Genomic DNA, 18216 nt, shown 5'->3' with positions numbered 1-18216 from the left:
GGCGCGAGCGGTTGGGCGAAGCCCTTCAAAAAAAATCGGCGGCCAGAAGGTCGCCGATTGCCGTTCAGAGTTTGAACACCTACTAACCCGCCGGGCCCGCATCCTCCAGAATCGGGCCGAACAGCTCCCAGCGCTCGCCGTTGAACCTCATCATCTGAAGCTGCTTGTTGACGCGGTAGTCAGTCGGTGAAGTGTTGGCCTTGATGCCGGGCAGGGCGGTGTCGCCGGCCACGTCCTTCAGCGAGGCGGCCTGCTTCATGACGTTCTCGCGCGTCAGGTTGTCGCCGCACTGCTGCAGCACATGGGCGAGCAGCTGGGCGGTGCCGTAGCCATAGACGTTGAAGTTCGAATCCTTGTCGCCGTCCGGATAGTACTTCGCCATGAAGTCGAAATATTTCTTCATGCCGGGATCGTCCTTCCAGGTCGGGTCGAGCGGATCCTTGCCGTAGTTGACGCTGATCACGCCCTTGGCAGCGTCGAGCCCCGCCGGCTTCATCACCGCACCAACCGAGGTGGCGTTGATGTCGACGATCTGCACCGGGTGCCAGCCGAGCTCGGCGATCTTCTTGATCGCCTGCGCCGCTTGCTTCGGCGTGGTCGCGCTGAAGAATAGGTCGGCGCCGGCATCCTTGATCTTGAGGATCTGCGAATCGACGGTCGGGTCGGAGACTTCGTAGGAGGCTTCGGTCACGATCATCTTGGCGGCCTTGTCGCCGAGGCCGGCCTTGAGGCCGTTCAGATAGTCCTTGCCGAGGTCGTCATTCTGATAGAGCACGCCGATCTTGGCGTTCGGATGCTCCTTCAGAATGTACTGGCCGTAGATGCGCCCCTCGACGAAGTAGTTCGGATTGTAGCCCATGGTCCACGGGAAGTTCTTGGGATCGGTGAACTTCGAGGCACCGGTGGCCGCGAACAGCTGCGGGACCTTCTTAGCGTTGAGATATTTCTGCACGGCGGCGTTCGAAGGCGTGCCGATGATCTGGAAGGTCAAGAGAACCTCGTCGCTCTCGACGAGCTTGCGCACCTGCTCGACCGCTTTCGGCGGCGAATAGGCGTCGTCATACTGGATCAGGTTGATCTTGCGGCCGTTGATGCCGCCCTGATCGTTGATCATCTTGAAATACGCGGCCTGGGCTTTGCCGATCGTCGCATAGGCCGATGCCGGTCCCGAGAACGGCACGGTCTGGCCGACCTTGATCTCGGTGTCGCTGGCACCTGGATCATATTTTTTCTGGGCATTGGCCGCAGAGATCGACAGCGCCAGGGTCAGCGCCGTTGCCGTGGCCAAATGCAGCATTCCATTCCTCATTCGCAATTTCCTCCGTTTGTTATTGCAGATGGTCTGGCGGGCGCACTGCGCCTTCGATGCCATCGCTGAGCGCGAGTGTGGCGGAGGAGCTGTTGCGACGCAAGGCGGGGTGCGCTCGTCCTTTGTAGGGTGAGTCGGACGGGCGGATGCGCGGAGCGCATCTGCTCGGGCTAACTCACCCTACGAGATCGGTTCTCGGCCTAACCCGACGGGCTCGTGTCCTCGATGATCGGCCCGAACAGCTCCCAGCGTTCGCCGTTGAACTTCATCATCTGCATCTGCTTGTTGACGCGATAGTCGTTCGCCCCGGTTGTGATCTTGATGCCCGGCAGCGCCAGGCTCGGTACGAAGCCCTTGATGTTGGCGGCCTGCTTCATGACGTTCTCGCGCGTCAAATCGTCGCCGCATTGCTTCAAGACCTGCACCAATAGCTCCGCGACCGAATAGGCGTAGGTGTTGACGGTGTTGAGCTTGTCACCCTCCGGGAAATACTTGTCCATGAAGGCGAAGAAAGCCCTGACGCCCGGATCGTCCTTCCACTGGGGATCGCCGGGATCCTTGCCGTAGTTCGTCGAGATGATGCCCTTGGAAATGTCGAGGCCGGCCGGCTTCAGCGTCGCCGACACCGGGCTCGCGTTGATGTCGAGGATGTGCACGGGTGTCCAGCCGAGATCGGCGAGTTTCTTGATCGCCTGCGCCGCGAATTTCGGCGTCGAGGCATCATAGAACAGGTCGACGCCCATCGACCTCAGCTTGACCACCTGCGAGTCGACGGTCGGGTCGGTGACCTCGTAGGAGACCTCGCCGACGATCATGCTGGCGGCCTTGTCGCCGAGGCCGCTCTTGAGACCGGCCAGATAGTCGCGGCCCATGTCGTCGTTCTGGTAGAGCACGCCGATCTTGGCGTTGGGATGATTGGCGAGAATGTATTTTGCGTAGATCCGCCCCTCGGACACGTAGTTCGGATTGTAAGCGATGGTCCATGGATAATTCTGCGGATCGTTGAAGCGCGCCGCGCCGGTCGAGGCCAGGAGCTGCGGCACCTTCTTGCCGTTGAGATATTTCTGCACGGCCGCGTTCGCGGCAGTGCCGATCAGCTGGAACGTGAACAGCACCTCGTCGCCCTCGACCAGCTTGCGCACCTGCTCCACCGTCTTCGGCGGCGAATAGGCGTCGTCATACTGGATCAAATTGATCTTGCGGCCGTTGATGCCGCCCTGATCATTGATCATCTTGAAGTAAGCGGCCTGGGTCTTGCCGATATTGGCATAGACGGAATAGGGGCCGGAGAACGGCACGGTCTGGCCGATCTTGATCTCGGTGTCGCTTGCGCCGGTGTCGTATTTCTTCTGGGCGAGGGCGTGGCTGGTCGAGAGCGCGAAGGCGAGCGCCGCTGTGGCAGCTATGAAGGCTCTGCGATTGTTCATGTTGGGTTGTTCCTCCTGACGGAATTTTCGGCCGACGGTCTTTCTCCGTTGATCGCAACGGTCGCCATCGCTGCCGAAGATTGTGGAGGAAGGTTCGCCGCCGCGCAAGGATCGCGCCGCTGCGCCGTAGCGTCTCAGGCGAGAAACAGTGCAATCAGCGCGATCGCCGCCGGCAGCGCCTGAACGATCAGTATCCGCGTGCTGACGGTCGCCGCGCCATAGGCGCCGGCCACGATCACGCAGAGCAGGAAGAATACCTTGATCTGGAACGCGAAGACCGGGTTGCCATGGAGCAGACCCCAGACCAGGCCGGCAGTGAGGAAGCCGTTATAGAGACCCTGATTGGCGGCCAGCACCTTCGTGATCGCAGCCTTGTCAGGCGTATTGCGAAACACTTTCAGGCCCAGCGGCTTGTCCCAGAGAAACATCTCCAGGACCAGGAAGAAGACGTGCAGCGCCGCGACCAGCGCCACCAGGACATTGGCGATCAGGATCAAGGTGAGCTTCCCCAAAGCATCAGCTTTCGGGTGGACGTCAGCACGGCCGGCATGGCAAGTGCGATGGAAGTGTTTCGACGCAATGGTGTGGCAATGGCCGCTCGACCAACCAAGACATCTGCAAGCTTCGGTCTCGACCGCTTGACGACGCCGATCGGGATCGCGCTGCTCGTCACCGATGCTGCTGGTGTCTTGCGCGCGCTCGACTGGGAGGATTACGAGCACCGCATGCGCGGGCTGTTGCGCCTGCATTACGGCGCGGTGGATCTGAGTGATCACGCTGCGCCTGCGGGTATGCGGATGGCGTTGTCTGGATATTTCGAAGGCGAACTCGGTCAGCTCTCGAAGATCGCGTGGCGCACCGCCGGCACGCCATTCCAGCAAAAGGTCTGGACCGCGCTCGCGCAAATCCCCGCTGGCACAACGCTGAGCTACGGTGCACTCGCCGCAAAGATCGGCACGCCCAAAGCGATTCGTGCCGTCGGCCATGCCAACGGCTCCAATCCGATCAGCGTGGTGCTGCCCTGCCATCGCCTGATCGGTGCAGATGGCTCGCTCGTGAAGTATGGCGGCGGGCTGGCGCGCAAGCGCTGGCTGCTGCGGCATGAGGGGGTGGAGGCTTAGGACCCTGTCGTTCCGGAGCGCCCACCGGGGCGAATCCGGAACCTCGAGATTCTCAGGTACGCAATTGCGCACCATAGTTCGATGCTCGGCATCGCCCCGGAATGACGAGCGCTTCACGCCGCCGGCTGCACCGCCTTGTCGCCGGCCATCACATGGGTCAGCGCGCTCTTGATCGCAGCCTGCCGCGTCGGCGCGTTGATCTGCGCGCCCAGGAGGTCCGTGACGTAGAACACGTCGCGGGCGCGCTCGCCGAACGTCGCGACATGCGCTGAGGCGATGTTGAGATTGAGCTTGGAGATCGCGGTGGTCAGCTCGTAGAGCAGGCCGGGCCGGTCGAGGCCGGAGACCTCGATCACGGTGTAGCGATCGGACCATTGGTTGTTGATCGTCACTTCCGGCTCGATCACGAAGGGCCTTGCCTTGCTGCGCACGGTGCGCCGCGCCACGGCTTCGGGCAGGCGCAGCTTGCCTTCCAGCACGTCCTCGATCATCTCGCCGATGCGCGTGGCGCGCCGTCCCTCGTCCTCGTCGCGGTCGTATTCCCTGGAGATCGAGATCGTGTCGAGCGCGCGGCCGTCAGTCGTGGTGTAGATCTGGGCGTCCACGATATTGGCGCCGGCCGAGGCACAGGCGCCCGCGATGATCGACAGCAGCCAGGGATGGTCGGCTGCGAAGATCGTCAGTTCGGTGACGCCGCGCACCTCGTCGAAGCCGACGTTGATCGCGAGCTTGTGGCCGGCCTGCTCGCTGGAGCGGACGAACCGGGCATGGCGTATCTTGCGCGGCAGTTCGACCTTGAGCCAGTAGGCCGGATAGTGCCGGCTGATATAGGCATCGAGCTCGTCGGCGGGCCATTCGGCGAAGGCCATGCGGAACTCGGCGTAGGCGGCAGCGAGACGCTTTCCGCGATCGACCTCCGAGAAGCCGCCGGTGAGCACCGGCTCGGTTTCATAATAGAGCGAGCGCAGCAGCTGCGCCTTCCAGCCGTTCCAGACGCCGGGACCGACGCCGCGGATGTCGGCCGTGGTCAGGATGGTCAGCAGCTTCATCTGTTCGACCGACTGCACCACGGCGGCGAAATTCTCGATCGTCTTGCGGTCGGAGAGGTCGCGCGACTGCGCGACCGTGGACATCGTCAAATGCTCTTCGATCAGCCATGCCACGAGCTCGGTATCGGCTTGGCTGAAGCCGAGCCGCGGGCAGAGCCGCCGCGCCACCTTGGCGCCGGCGATGGAGTGATCCTCCGGCCGGCCCTTGGCGACGTCGTGCAGCAGCGTTGCGATGTAGATCACGGGCCGGTGCTCGGGCCGGGTCTTGCGCATGAGGTCGCTGGCGAGCGCGAACTCCTCGATGCCGCCGCGCTCGATGTCCTGCAGGAAGCCGATGCAGCGGATCAGGTGCTCGTCGACGGTGTAGTGATGATACATGTTGAACTGCATCATCGAGACGATCTTGCCGAAGGCGCGGATGAAATGCCCGAGCACGCCGGTCTCGTTCATCCGCCGCAGCACGATCTCCGCATTCTCGGAGGTCAGTATCTCCATGAACAGCCGGTTGGCCTCGGGATTTTCGCGTAAGCCCGCGTTGATCAGGCCGAGCGAGCGCGTCACGTCGCGCATCGCATCCGGGTGGAAGGCGAGGTTGTTCTTCTGCGCAAGGCGGAAGATGCGGATCAGATTGACCGGATCGTGCTTGAAGACGTCGGGTGCGGCGACGTTGATGCGGTTGTTGTCGACGATGAAGTCGTCGCTGTCAGGGACACGCCGCTTCACCGCGGTCGGTCGCAACCGCGCCATCATCCGGCTCAGCACGGGGGCGGGCTTGGCCTGCTGGTCCTCGAGCTTGGCGCAAAGGATGGCGGTGAGATTGCCGACTTCCTTGGCGACCAGGAAGTAGTGCTTCATGAATCGCTCGACGTCCTGCATGCCGGGATGCGAGGTGTAGCCGAGCCGCACCGCGATCTCTCGCTGGAGGTCGAAGGAGAGGCGCTCTTCGGCGCGGTTGCAGTAGAAATGCAGATTGCAGCGGACCGACCAGAGGAAATCGGCGCAGCGGCGGAAGCTGCGATATTCCTGCGCGTCGAACACGCCGCGCCCGACCAGCTCGTGGGTATCGCGCACGCGATAGACGTATTTGGCGATCCAGAACAGCGTGTGCAGGTCGCGCAAGGCCCCCTTGCCGTCCTTGACGTTGGGCTCGACCAGGTAGCGCGACTGGCCGCCGCGGCGGTGCCGCTCCTCGCGCTCGGCAAGCTTTGCGGTGACGAATTCCGACGCGGTGCCCTGCACCACTTCCTTGTCGAAGCGCTCGACCAGCTCGTCATAGAGCGGCTTGTCGCCGGTGAGGAAGCGCGTCTCCAGGATCGCAGTGCGGATCGTCATGTCGCCGCGCGCCTGCCGGATCGATTCGTCGACCGAACGGGTGGCGTGACCGACCTTCAACCCCATGTCCCAGAGGCAATAGAGAATGGCTTCGGCGACCTGCTCGCCCCAGGCGGTCTGCTTGTAGGGCAGGATGAAGAGCAGATCGATATCCGATTCCGGCGCCATCAGGCCGCGGCCATAGCCGCCGGTCGCCACCACCGCCATGCGCTCGGCGCCGCTCGGGATCGGCGAGCGGTAGAGATGACGGGTCGCAGCCGAATACAGGATGCGGAGGATCTCGTCCTGCACGTGGCACAGCCGTTCGGCGCAGCGGCGACCGTGACGGTCCTTCAAGAGGATCGCCTGGGCTGCGGCGCGCGCCGCAATCAGCTCGGCCTTGAGCAATTGCGCCATCGCCGTGCGGAACGCGTCCTCGCGGCCCTCATGTTTTTCGGCGAGCGCATCGACCGCGGCGGTGATCCGCGCGGTGTCGAAGCGGTCATCCGTCTCTGGCTTCTTTTCAATCGCGACGCTGTCCATGTCTCACCCGATATAAGAGGCGAGAGGCGCTGTCACCCGCCATTCTCTGGCATAGGCGTTCCATGCTGGAAAGCCGCGGGTTTGCGCAAACCTGTTCTCGGGCCGCGCGCTTGCAGGGGCGGATTTTCTCGTTGACCTCTAGCTATAACTCATTGAAAAACAATGAAGTTTCTCAGGAGGCCGAGCATGGCTGGGATTGCACGACGTATTCTTCTGGCGGGAGCTGTGGCGCTCGCATTGACTCCCGCGGCCAAGGCGGCGGACCCGATCAAGGAGATCCGCATCGACTGGGCGACCTACAATCCGGTGTCGCTGGTCCTGAAGCAGAAGGGGCTCCTGGAGAAAGAGTTCGCCAAGGACGGTATCACGGTCACCTGGGTGCAGTCGGCCGGCTCCAACAAGGCGCTTGAGTTCCTCAACGCCGGCTCGATCGACTTCGGCTCGACCGCCGGCTCGGCGGCGCTGGTCGCCCGCATCAACGGCAACCCGATCAAGTCGATCTATGTCTACTCGCGCCCTGAGTGGACCGCGTTGGTGACCGGCAAGGACTCCAAGATCGCCGGCGTCGCCGACCTCAAGGGCAAGCGCGTCGCCGTGACCCGCGGCACCGATCCGCACATCTTCCTGGTGCGCGCGCTGTTAGGAGCGGGCCTCACTGAGAAGGAGATTACCCCGGTGCTGCTCCAGCATGCCGACGGCAAGACCGCGCTGATCCGTGGCGACGTCGATGCCTGGGCCGGGCTCGATCCCATGATGGCGCAGGCGGAGGTCGAGGAAGGCGCAAAACTGTTCTATCGCAAGGCCGACGCCAACACCTGGGGCATCCTCAATGTGCGCGAGCAGTTCTTGAAGGACTATCCCGACATTGCGCGCCGCGTCCTCGCGGTCTACGAGGAGGCGCGCAAATATTCGCTGGCGAATTACGACGAGCTGAAGAAGATCTTCATCGCGGTCACGAAACTGCCCGAGGCTGTCGTCGACAAGCAGCTCAAGGAGCGCACCGAGCTGACCCACAGCCGCATCGGTGCGCCGCAACGCGAATCGATTCTCGCCGCCGGCCTCGCTCTCCAGCAAGCCGGTGTCGTCGATGCCAAGCTCGACGTGAAGGCGACGCTGGACGCCCTGATCGACGACCAGGTCCCGCTGCCGACGAATTGATGTCGTAACCCTCCCCCTTGTGGGCCCCTTGGGGGGGAGGGTGGCTTCGCAAAGCGAAGCCGGGTGAGGGGTATCTATCCTCACGATCAGTGTTGCGAGTGGAGAGAACCCCTCATCCGGCGCGTCGCGCCACCTTCCCCACAAGGGGCCACAGAAGGAAGAGAGCAGCAGTAGCCGCGGCAATAGTAGTGTTGCATTCCCCGACCAGACGCGGTTCCTACCGGCCATGATCTCCGACGCGCCAGTTCTGCAACAAACTTCTGATAGAGCCGCGAGTGCTGCCGCGCCGTCGCTTCTGTCGCGTTGTGCGCGGCCGATGCTGGGCGTGCTGCTGCCGCTGACGCTCGCGCTCGGCTGGGAGCTCGTGGTCTGGTCCGGCTGGTCGAACGGGCGCCTGGTGCCGCCGCCCTCTCGCATCTTCACCACCATCACCGAGCTTGCCCGCTCCGGCGAGCTGGTTCACCACATCGCCGCGACGCTGTGGCGCGTCTCGCGCGGCTTCGCCTTCGGCGTGGTCGCGGGCACGCTGCTGGGCGCCATCTCCGGCTATTGGTCGCTGGCGCGGCGGCTGCTCGATCCGACCGTGCAGGCGCTGCGCGCGATCCCGTCGCTGGCCTGGGTGCCGCTGTTCATCCTCTGGCTCGGTATCTTCGAGACCTCGAAGGTCGCGCTGATCGCGATCGGCGTGTTCTTCCCGGTCTATCTCGGCGTGATGGGCGCCATCCTCTCGGTCGATCGCAAGATCGTCGAGGTCGGACGCGTCTTTCGCCTCTCCGGGTTCGCCATGATCCGCCGCATCCTGTTGCCCGCGGTGCTGCCAGCCTATGTCGTCTCGCTGCGCATCGGTCTTGGCCTCGGCTGGATGTTCGTGGTCGCGGCCGAATTGATCGGCGCCTCCGAAGGCCTCGGCTATCTCCTGCTCGACGGCCAGCAGCTCGGCAAGCCCGCGCAGATCCTGGCCGCGATCGTGATCTTCGCCATCCTCGGCAAGCTCACCGACTGGCTGATCGAGCTTGCCGCCGCGCCGTTCCTGCGCTGGCAGGACGCCTTCGGGCGGGCAAAGGGAGCTTGAGACGATGCTCGTGCTCGACCGGGTCAGCAAGACCTATCCCAACGGTGTTGAGGCGCTGGCGCGCTTCTCGGCCGAGATCAGGCTAGGCGAGATCATCGCCATCATCGGCGGCTCCGGCTGCGGCAAGTCGACATTGCTGCGCGCCATCGCCGGTCTCGATCGTGCCAGCTCGGGCGGGGTGACGCTCGATGACGAAGCGATCAGTTCGCCCCATGCCAAGATCGGCATCATCTTCCAGGAGCCGCGTCTGCTGCCTTGGCTCAGCGTCGGCGACAATATCGGCTTCGGCCTTGCCGATCTGCCTGCGATCGAGCGGCGCGAGAAGGTGGCGCGCGCCCTCGAGCGCGTCGGGCTCACCGAGAAGGCGCAGGCCTGGCCGCGCGAGCTCTCCGGCGGTCAGGCGCAGCGGGTTGCGATCGCGCGGGCGCTCGTGCCGCAGCCGGAGGTGCTGCTGCTCGACGAGCCGTTCTCCGCACTCGATGCTTTCACCCGCAGGGATCTCCAGGATCATTTGCTCGACCTCTGGGCGGATACGCGGCCGACGCTCATCCTCGTCACCCATGACGTAGACGAGGCCGTGGTGCTGGCCGATCGCGTGCTGGTGATGCGGCCGCGGCCGGGCCGGCTGTTCGATCAGATCGAGATCAGTCTCGGCCGGCCACGCGATCGCAATTCTCCGCTATTCGAGAATTTCAAGCGCAGCGTCCTGACATCACTCGACCGTTCGCTGGACCGCAACGTGCCCGACCGGGACGCAACCCAGGGTCCCGGTCAGGCCATGTGGTGGTGACAATCTCGCCCCGAGCCGGTACATCGAAAGGCGATTTTCCGGGAGAGAACAACAATGGACGCCGCCGAACTGCGCCAGATGCAGGCTCCGCTCAAGGAGCGCTACAAGGCCGATCCGAAGGCCGCGCTGATCACGTTGAAGGCCAAGGGTTCCACCGATGGCGAAGGCATCGCCTGCAAGGTCGAGACCGGCCGCGCCATCGCGATGGCTGGCCTGCACCCCGCCACCGGCGGCTCCGGCCTCGAGCTCTGCTCCGGCGACATGCTGCTGGAGGCGCTGGTTGCCTGCGCCGGCGTCACGCTGAAGTCGGTCGCGACGGCTGTCGAGGTGCCGCTCAAAACAGGTAACGTCTATGCCGAGGGCGATCTCGATTTCCGCGGCACGCTCGGCGTCGACAAGGAGACCCCGGTCGGCTTCGCCGAGATCCGCCTCCGCTTCGAGGTCGACACATCAGCGCCGCAGGACAAGCTCGATCTCCTGCTCAAGCTCACCGAGCGCTATTGCGTGGTCTACCAGACCATCAAGAACGGCCCGAAGGTCTCGGTCTCGATGCAGCGGATGTGACTGCCCACCTCTCCCATAGGGAGAGGTCGCGCCCACCGGGTCGCGCCGAAGGCGCCCGATGGCAGGCTCCGGCGCGGGTGAGGGGCTGCGCTCCCTCGTGGGACCAGAGGCCCTCACCCGATTTGCTGCGCAAATCGACCTCTCCCTCCGGGAGAGGTGAACCGAGCCCGCGGAAAATTCCTCAACAATAATATCCCGCGCTAAATGTCCTTCGACCTCCATTTCATCCTCTTCCTGCTCCTGCGCATGGCGATTGCGGCGGCGTTCGTCGTGACGGCGTCGATTATCACGGAGCGCTCGGGACCGGTGATCGGTGCGCTGATCGCGACCCTGCCGGTTTCGGCGGGTCCCTCCTACGTATTTCTTGCGATCGACCATGACGCCGCCTTCATCGCGCAGGGTGCACTGGCGAGCCTGCCGGTCAACGCGGCGACGATCTTCATGTGCCTCACCTATGTCGTGTTGTCACAGCGGCACAATCTCGTGGTGAGTTGTGGAAGCGCCATCGCAGTGTGGATCGTGCTTGCCTCGATCATTCGCCAGTTCGACTGGTCGCTCACTGCGGGCCTCGCCGCCAATCTGATCGCATTCGGCCTCTGCATTCCGCTGCTCGCAGGCTATCGCCATGCGAAGATGCCGCTGGTGACGCGCCGCTGGTACGATATCCCGATGCGGGCTGCGCTGGTCGCGATCCTGGTCGCGATCGTGGTCTCGACCTCCGGCTGGGTCGGTCCACGCATCAGCGGCATCATCGCGCTGTATCCGGTAGTGTTCTCCAGCATCATGCTGATCCTGCATCCGCGCATCGGCGGTCCGCCGACCGCCGCAGTGCTTGCCAACTCCGCCTGGGGTCTGCTCGGCTTCGGCATGGCGGTTGCGGTGCTGCATCTCGGCGCGGCCAATTTCGGCTCCGCGATCGGCCTCAGCCTGGGGCTTGCCACCTGCATCGTTTGGAATTTGACGCTGTGGTGGAATGGGCGAAGGAAGCGGATGGCGGCGACGACTTCGTAGGTTGGGCAAAGGCGCGCTCTTGGCGCGTCGTGCCCACCATCTCTTGCGTGGGCACGCTTCGCTTTTGCCCACCCTATGGCACCGTCACTGCTTCGGCAGTTTCGCCTTCAGCGCATAAAGCGCGTCGAGCGCCTCGCGCGGGGACATCTCGTCGGGGTGCAGCGCCTTCACGGCTTCCATCAGCAGCTCGGCTTCGCTCGGCGGCGCGGCCTCGGTGGCGGCGCGCGAGGGCACCGCGAACAGCGGCAGGTCGTCCACGAGGGCTCGCGCGGTCTGGCCGCGGTCCTGCGCCTCCAACTTGGACAGAACGGATTTGGCGCGCGTGATCACCGCGGGTGGCAGGCCGGCGAGTTTCGCCACCTGGATGCCGTAGGAGCGATCGGCCGAGCCCGGCAGCACCTCGTGCAGAAACACCACATTGCCCTGCCACTCCTTCACGCGCACCGTCGCATTGAACATGCGCGGCAGCTTGGCCGAGAGCGCGGTGAGCTCGTGATAGTGCGTTGCGAACAACGTGCGGCAGCGGTTGCTTTCATGCAGATGCTCGATCGCGGCCCAGGCGATCGAAAGGCCGTCGAAGGTCGCGGTGCCGCGGCCGATCTCGTCCAGGATGACGAGTGAGCGCTCGCCGGCCTGATTGAGGATCGCCGCGGTCTCGACCATCTCCACCATGAAGGTGGAGCGGCCACGGGCAAGATCGTCGGCGGCGCCGACGCGCGAGAACAGGCGGTCGACGATGCCGATCCGCGCACGCGTGGCCGGCACGAAGCTGCCGATCTGAGCCATCAAGGCGATCAGCGCGTTCTGGCGCAGGAAAGTCGATTTACCCGCCATGTTGGGACCGGTGAGCAGCCAGAGCTGGCCGGATTGTTGTGCGGGCGCCGGCGACAGGTCGCAGGCATTGGCGATGAACGGCTCGCCGTTGCGCTTCAGGGCCTGCTCGACCACGGGATGGCGGCCGGCCTCGATCGCGAAGGCGAGGGAGCCGTCGACTTCGGGCCGGACGTAGTTCTCGTCGACCGCCAGCTTGGCCAGCGACGTCGCGACGTCGAGCAGCGCAAAACCTTGCGCCGCCGCGCGCAGATCGTCGCTGATCGCGAGGGCCTTCGCGCAGAGCCTTTCGAAGATCTCGAGCTCGAGGTTGAGCGCGCGATCGCCGGCATTGGCGATCTTGGCTTCGATCTCGCCGAGCTCGGAGGTGGTGAAGCGCACCTGTCCTGCCAGCGTCTGGCGGTGGATGAAGGTCGCATTCAGCGGCGCTGACATCAGCTTGTCGCCGTGCTGTGCGGTGACCTCGACGAAATAGCCGAGCACGTTGTTGTGACGGATCTTGAGACCCTTCACGCCGGTATCGTCGGCGTAGCGGGCCTGCATCGAGGCGACGACGAGGCGCGAGGCGTCGCGCAGATTTCGCGCCTCGTCGAGCGCGGGCTCATAGCCCTGGCGCACGAAGCCGCCGTCGCGCTTGATCAGCGGCAACTGCTCATCGAGCGCTGCCGCGAACTCGGCTGCCAGCGCGCGCGATGGTCGCTTCAGCGCCGCCATCACCGCTGCGACCTCCTGCGGTGGCTGATCCAGTTCGGCGAGCCGCGCCAGCGCCTGGTCGGCGGCCAAGATGCCGTCGCGGATGCCGGCGAGGTCGCGCGGTCCGCCGCGGCCGACCGAGAGTCGGGCAAGCGCGCGCGACATGTCGGGCGCGCCCCGCAAAATGCTGCGGATGTCCTCGCGCGCCGCAGAATCGGCAACGAAGACGCTGACCGCATCGAGCCGGCGAGCGATCGCCGGTGCATCCGTCAGCGGTGCCGCGAGCCGCTGCGCGAGCAGGCGCGAACCCGCAGAGGTGACAGTGCAGTCGATGGCGTCGAGCAGTGACCCGCGGCGTTCGCCGGCGAGCGTCCGCGTCAGCTCGAGATTGGCGCGGGTGGCCGGATCGATCGCCATGGTCGCGTCCGAGGCCTCGCGCGCGGGCGGCGACAGCGGCGGATGCTTGCCGACCTGGGTGCGGTCGACATAGGTGACGGCGGCGGCCGCGGCGGTGGCCTCCAAGCGGGTGAGCTGCGCCAGCCCATCCATGGTCGCGACCGCAAAGTAGTCGCAGAGCCGCTTTTCGGCGGTGGCGCCGTCGAAGACGTCGCGGGTCAGCGGCGTCACCGCCGGCAGCTCGCGCAAGGTCTGGCCGAGCTCGCTGTCATTATAGAGTGCGTCAGTGACGATCGCCTCGTTGGGGTTGATGCGCGCCAGCGTCGCCGCGAGCTCTCCGCCTGAAACCTCGGTCACCATGAATTCGGCGGTCGAGATGTCGATCCAGGCGAGGCCGAAGCGGTCGCCACCGGCGGACGAACGCGCGCGCGCGATCGCGAGCAGGTAATTGTTGGCGCGCGCATCCAGCAGCGTGTCCTCGGTCAGCGTGCCCGGCGTGACCAGCCGCACCACGCCGCGGCGCACCACGCTCTTGTTGCCGCGTGCTTTTGCTGCGGCGGGATCCTCGGTCTGCTCGCACACCGCGACGCGGTGGCCGGCGCTGATGAGACGATGCAGATAATCCTCGGAGCGCTCCACCGGGACGCCACACATCGGGATGTCAGCGCCCTGGTGCTTGCCGCGCTTGGTCAGCACGATGCCGAGCGTCCTGGAGGCGATCTCGGCGTCCTCGAAGAACAGCTCGTAAAAGTCGCCCATCCGGTAGAACAGCAGGAGGCCCTGATGCGCCGCCTTGATCTCGAGATACTGTTCCATCATCGGCGTCACGCGCGCGGCGGCTTCCGCCTGGGGCGCTGGCGTGGGTTCGGGTTCTGGGGCGGAGATGGGCTGTTGCAACGTCATGGGCGGCGCAACCTACAAAATTTCGCCTCCTGCTCCTATCGCTTTGGCCGGGCAGGGGAGGTTTTCCACGTTGTCCGCACCGCGGCATGCGTTGCGGACCGCAGCCCCCTGCAAATCGCACGCGAAACCGTCAATTGACCTGCCGCGGGCGCCCTCCTAAAACTCCGTCGACATTGAAGAATTTGGCCGGACCGCGGCAGCCAGGGAGAACAACGATGCGTGACGTCTTTATCTGCGATGCGGTGCGGACCCCGATCGGCCGCTTCGGCGGCTCGCTCGCCAAGGTGCGCGCCGATGATCTCGCCGCAGCCCCGATCAAGGCGCTGATGGCCAAGCATCCGAATCTCGATTGGGCGCAGGTGGATGAAGTCTTCTTCGGCTGCGCCAATCAGGCCGGCGAGGACAACCGCAACGTCGCGCGTATGGCGCTGCTGCTGGCAGGTCTTCCGGACTCGGTTCCCGGTCAGACCCTGAACCGGCTCTGCGCCTCCGGCCTCGATGCCGTCGGTGCCGCGGGCCGCGCCATTCGCGCCGGCGAGATCGAACTTGCGATTGCCGGCGGCGTCGAGTCGATGACCCGCGCGCCTTTCGTGATGGGCAAGGCGCAGGAGGCCTTCTCGCGCTCGGCCGAGATCTTCGATACCACGATCGGCTGGCGCTTCATCAATCCGCTGCTCAAGGCGCAGTACGGCGTCGACGCGATGCCGGAGACCGGCGAGAACGTCGCCGAGGAATTCCAGGTTTCGCGCGCCGACCAGGATGCCTTCGCCATCCGCTCGCAGCAGCGTGCCGGCGCCGCGATTGCGGCGGGTTATTTCGCGGAAGAGATCACGCCCATCACGATTCCTGGCGGCAAAGCCGGTCCGATCACGGTCGACAAGGACGAACATCCTCGCCCAGAGACCACGCTTGAAGGTCTCGCCAAGTTGAAGCCGATCGTTCGCAATCCCGGCACAGTCACCGCCGGCAACGCCTCCGGCGTCAATGACGGCGCCGCTGCGATGATCCTGGCTTCGGAAGCTGCGGTGAAGAAGCACGGCCTCACGCCGCGGGCGCGCATCCTCGGCCTGGCCTCTGCCGGCGTGCCGCCGCGCATCATGGGCATTGGTCCCGTGCCGGCGACCCGGAAGTTGATGGAGCGTCTCGGCAAGAAGATCGGCGATTTCGACCTGATCGAGCTAAACGAAGCTTTCGCCTCGCAGGGCATCGCGTGCCTGCGCCAGCTTGGCGTCAAGGAGGATGCCGATTTCGTCAATCCGCATGGCGGCGCCATCGCGCTCGGCCATCCGCTCGGCATGAGCGGCGCCCGGCTCGCGCTCACCGCCGTGCACGGCATGGAGAAGCGCGGCGGCAAGCTCGCGCTCGCAACCATGTGCGTCGGCGTCGGCCAGGGTGTGGCCGTTGCGATCGAAAAGCTGAATTGACGGTCCACGCAGTGGACCGTCATCCCGGGGCGGTGCACTTGCACCGAACCCGGGATCTCGAGATTCCGGGTTCGATGCTCCGCATCGCCCCGGAATGACGGCGTTTTTTGTCGCTTCAAGGACCGTCCCATGATCATCGAGCGCGAGCAGGACGTCACGGCCGCAGCCTTGGCGGTGATGGAGCGGACATCCGATCCGCGGCTGCGCCAGATCATGGTCTCTCTGGTCAAGCATTTGCACGCCTTCGTACGCGACGTGCGCCTGACCGAGAAGGAATTCCGCGATGCCACGGCGATCGTGGCCGAGCTCGGCAAGCTGACCACCGACACGCACAACGAAGTCGTGCTGATGGCGGGGTCGCTCGGCGTCTCCTCGCTGGTGTGCCTGCTCAACAATGGCGATCAGGGCAATACGGAGACCGATCAATCATTGCTCGGGCCGTTCTGGCGGTTGAATTCGCCCCGGGTCGAGAATGGCGGATCGATCGTGCGCTCGGAGACACCGGGGGCCACGCTGTTCGTCAGCGGGCGCGTCGTCGACAGGGACGGCGAGCCCGTCGCCGGGGCCGAGGTCGATGTCTGGCATGCTTCGCCGGTCGGCCTTTACGAGAACCAGGACCCCGAGCAGGCCGACATGAACCTGCGCGGCAAGTTCACGACTGATTCCGACGGGTGCTTCGCCTTCCGCTCGGTGATGATGGTCGGCTATCCCATCCCGACTGATGGCGTGGTCGGCCGTCTGCTCGAGGCGCAGGGCCGCCACCCCTATCGTCCCGCCCATCTGCACGCCCTGATCTTCAAGCCAGGATTCAAGGTGCTGGTCTCGCAGGTCTACGACCCTGCCGATCCCCATATCGACAGCGACGTGCAATTCGGCGTGACACAGGCGCTGATCGGCAAATTCGTGCGCCACGCGACGCCGCATCCGACTGCGAAGGACGTCTCCGTGCCCTGGTATTCGCTCGACCATACCTACCGGCTCGAGGCCGGGGAGGCCGTGCTTCCGCGCGCGCCGATCAGGTAAGAGCCGCCGGCTGCAGGCGCGGGAACGCCGCCAAACCGGCTTCCCCAAATTAGTTATATCCTATAATGATTGGCGGAAGCGTTGACCGGCCAGACGTAAAATGGCCGGGGAGGAGTTCGCCAATGACATTCGTCTATCCCACGGACAGCAACAAGGCGCATCCGCTGCCGCTGTCGCCCGACTACAAGAGCTCGATCAAGCGGGCGCCGAACAAGCCCTTGATCCCGATGCGCCACACGTTGTCGGAGCTGACCGGCCCGGTCTACGGCCACGAGACCGTGCGCGAGGGCGACAACGATCTTACCACCCAACACAGTGGCGAGCCGATCGGCGAGCGCATCATCGTGCATGGCCACGTGCGAGATGAGGACGGCCGCGGCGTGCCGAACTCGTTGATCGAGATCTGGCAAGCCAATTCCTGCGGCCGCTATATTCATGTTCGCGATCAGCATCCCGCGCCGCTCGATCCGAATTTCACCGGCGCGGGCCGCACCGTGAGCGATGCTTCCGGCTATTATCGCTTCGTCACCATCAAGCCCGGCGCCTATCCCTGGGGCAATCACCACAATGCGTGGCGGCCCGCGCATATCCATCTCTCGGTGTTCGGCTATTCCTTCGTCACGCGCCTCGTGACGCAGATGTATTTCCCGAACGATCCCTTGTTCCCGTTCGACCCGATCTTCAATTCGGTGCCGGACGAGAAGGCGCGGGCGCGGATGGTCTCGTCTTTCGATCTCGAGAACACGAAGCCCGAATGGGCGCTGTGCTACCGCTTTGACATCGTGCTGCGCGGCAAGAACGCCACCCCCATGGAGAACCACTAAGTGCAACAGTCTGTGAAATCCGACGGGATCACCCCATCGCAGACGGTCGGTCCGTTCTTCAAATACGGCCTGACGCCGAACGGCGAGTACGCCTGGAACGACGCATTCACCAACTCGACGCTGACCCCGGACGTCTCAGGCGACCGCATCCGCATCGAGGGTCGGGTATTCGATGGCGATGGCGTTGCCGTGCCGGATGCCATGCTGGAAATCTGGCAGGCGGACGCGCAAGGCCGCTTCTCCGACCCGCAGGACAAGCGTGCGCTGCCGAACGCGAGCTTCCGCGGCTTTGCCCGCTGCGGCACCGACAAGGACGGCAACTATTCCTTCGAGACCATCAAGCCCGGCGCGGTGCCGGACCCCGACGGCAAACCGCAGGCGCCGCACATTCTGCTTGCGGTGTTCGGTCGCGGCATGCTGCGGCATCTCTACACCCGCATCTATTTCAGCGACGAGGCCGGCAACGCCGCCGATCCCGTGCTGGCGCTGGTTCCGGCCGACCGTCGCGCGACGCTGACCGCGGTGCGTGAGCCCGGCAAGCCGGTCTACCGGCTCGACCTGCACCTTCAGGGCGACGACGAAACGGTGTTCTTCGACGTGTAAAGAATGCGTGCCGGCTGTATCCGCAGCCGGCATGCTCTCCTCATCCAGCGCAATTGAGCTGCTTGCTGCCTTTGCATCAGGCCGAAACGCCCTTCTTCGTGCTGTGTGTCACTCTCGCCGACTCAAATCCGGTCGTCTCGCCACATAGCTCTCCGGATTTCCCG

15 protein-coding genes are annotated in these 18216 nt (G+C 64.7%); 10 read left to right on the top strand and 5 right to left on the bottom strand.

Translation table 11 applies throughout. The features are described from left to right. Positions 1–82 precede the first annotated feature (82 nt). From P6U27_RS36870 to P6U27_RS36860, 3 genes are all read right to left on the bottom strand, one after another. Positions 83–1309, bottom strand: coding sequence for an ABC transporter substrate-binding protein (locus tag P6U27_RS36870; protein WP_164936717.1), 1227 nt, complete (start codon positions 1307–1309; stop codon positions 83–85). A 200-nt stretch (positions 1310–1509) separates the two neighbouring features. Then, positions 1510–2736 (bottom strand): ABC transporter substrate-binding protein, encoded by a 1227-nt coding sequence (locus P6U27_RS36865; RefSeq protein WP_407193523.1) that lies wholly within the window; start codon positions 2734–2736, stop codon positions 1510–1512. Positions 2737–2870: 134 nt separating this feature from the next. Beyond that, positions 2871–3227, bottom strand: a complete 357-nt coding sequence (locus tag P6U27_RS36860) for a DUF1304 domain-containing protein (protein ID WP_244608060.1) — start codon at positions 3225–3227, stop codon at positions 2871–2873. A 99-nt stretch (positions 3228–3326) separates the two neighbouring features. Here P6U27_RS36860 and P6U27_RS36855 point away from each other — a divergent pair, with 99 nt between their 5' ends. Beyond that, positions 3327–3857 (top strand): methylated-DNA--[protein]-cysteine S-methyltransferase, encoded by a 531-nt coding sequence (locus P6U27_RS36855; RefSeq protein WP_407194534.1) that lies wholly within the window; start codon positions 3327–3329, stop codon positions 3855–3857. A gap of 113 nt (positions 3858–3970) precedes the next feature. Here P6U27_RS36855 and P6U27_RS36850 read toward each other — a convergent pair whose 3' ends face one another. Continuing rightward, positions 3971–6760 carry a [protein-PII] uridylyltransferase gene (locus P6U27_RS36850; RefSeq protein WP_407193522.1) on the bottom strand — a complete coding sequence of 930 codons (2790 nt, stop codon included), beginning with the start codon at positions 6758–6760 and terminating at the stop codon, positions 3971–3973. 186 nt (positions 6761–6946) lie between these two features. Here P6U27_RS36850 and P6U27_RS36845 point away from each other — a divergent pair, with 186 nt between their 5' ends. From P6U27_RS36845 to P6U27_RS36825, 5 genes are all read left to right on the top strand, one after another. After that, the gene (locus P6U27_RS36845; RefSeq protein WP_164936716.1) at positions 6947–7918 is read left to right on the top strand and encodes an aliphatic sulfonate ABC transporter substrate-binding protein; all 972 of its coding nucleotides are present in this window, start codon (positions 6947–6949) and stop codon (positions 7916–7918) included. A 226-nt stretch (positions 7919–8144) separates the two neighbouring features. Then, complete coding sequence (locus P6U27_RS36840) at positions 8145–8990, top strand: ABC transporter permease (RefSeq protein WP_122406235.1); 846 nt, start codon at positions 8145–8147, stop codon at positions 8988–8990. Positions 8991–8994: 4 nt separating this feature from the next. Then, on the top strand, positions 8995–9780 hold the full coding sequence (locus P6U27_RS36835) for an ABC transporter ATP-binding protein (RefSeq protein WP_122406234.1): 786 nt from the start codon (positions 8995–8997) through the stop codon (positions 9778–9780). A gap of 54 nt (positions 9781–9834) precedes the next feature. Continuing rightward, positions 9835–10344, top strand: coding sequence for an OsmC family protein (locus P6U27_RS36830; protein ID WP_122406233.1), 510 nt, complete (start codon positions 9835–9837; stop codon positions 10342–10344). A gap of 204 nt (positions 10345–10548) precedes the next feature. After that, complete coding sequence (locus tag P6U27_RS36825; RefSeq protein ID WP_122406232.1) at positions 10549–11355, top strand: hypothetical protein; 807 nt, start codon at positions 10549–10551, stop codon at positions 11353–11355. Positions 11356–11439: 84 nt separating this feature from the next. On the opposite strand, the gene mutS is transcribed toward P6U27_RS36825, so the two are convergent. Continuing rightward, positions 11440–14178 (bottom strand): DNA mismatch repair protein MutS, encoded by a 2739-nt coding sequence (gene mutS / locus P6U27_RS36820; protein ID WP_407193521.1) that lies wholly within the window; start codon positions 14176–14178, stop codon positions 11440–11442. 215 nt (positions 14179–14393) lie between these two features. Between mutS and pcaF the strand changes: the two genes are divergently transcribed. The 4 genes from pcaF (at position 14394) to pcaG (ending at position 18052) form a co-directional block, all read left to right on the top strand. Then, positions 14394–15602: a 3-oxoadipyl-CoA thiolase gene (gene pcaF, locus P6U27_RS36815; RefSeq protein WP_122406230.1), complete on the top strand. Its 1209-nt coding sequence runs from the start codon at positions 14394–14396 to the stop codon at positions 15600–15602. Between the two features lie 129 nt (positions 15603–15731). Then, entirely contained in the window at positions 15732–16625 is an 894-nt protein-coding gene (locus P6U27_RS36810) for a dioxygenase (RefSeq protein ID WP_122406229.1), read from the top strand. 122 nt (positions 16626–16747) lie between these two features. Then, positions 16748–17449, top strand: a complete 702-nt coding sequence (gene pcaH / locus P6U27_RS36805) for a protocatechuate 3,4-dioxygenase subunit beta (RefSeq protein ID WP_122406228.1) — start codon at positions 16748–16750, stop codon at positions 17447–17449. Then, positions 17450–18052, top strand: a complete 603-nt coding sequence (pcaG, locus tag P6U27_RS36800) for a protocatechuate 3,4-dioxygenase subunit alpha (RefSeq protein WP_122406227.1) — start codon at positions 17450–17452, stop codon at positions 18050–18052. The last annotated feature ends 164 nt before the right edge of the window (positions 18053–18216 follow it).

The organism is Bradyrhizobium sp. STM 3566 (assembly GCF_045571445.1).
GTDB lineage: Bacteria > Pseudomonadota > Alphaproteobacteria > Rhizobiales > Xanthobacteraceae > Bradyrhizobium > Bradyrhizobium vignae.
Note: the sequence above shows the minus strand (reverse complement) of the source record. Positions and strands in the feature narration are given on the sequence as shown.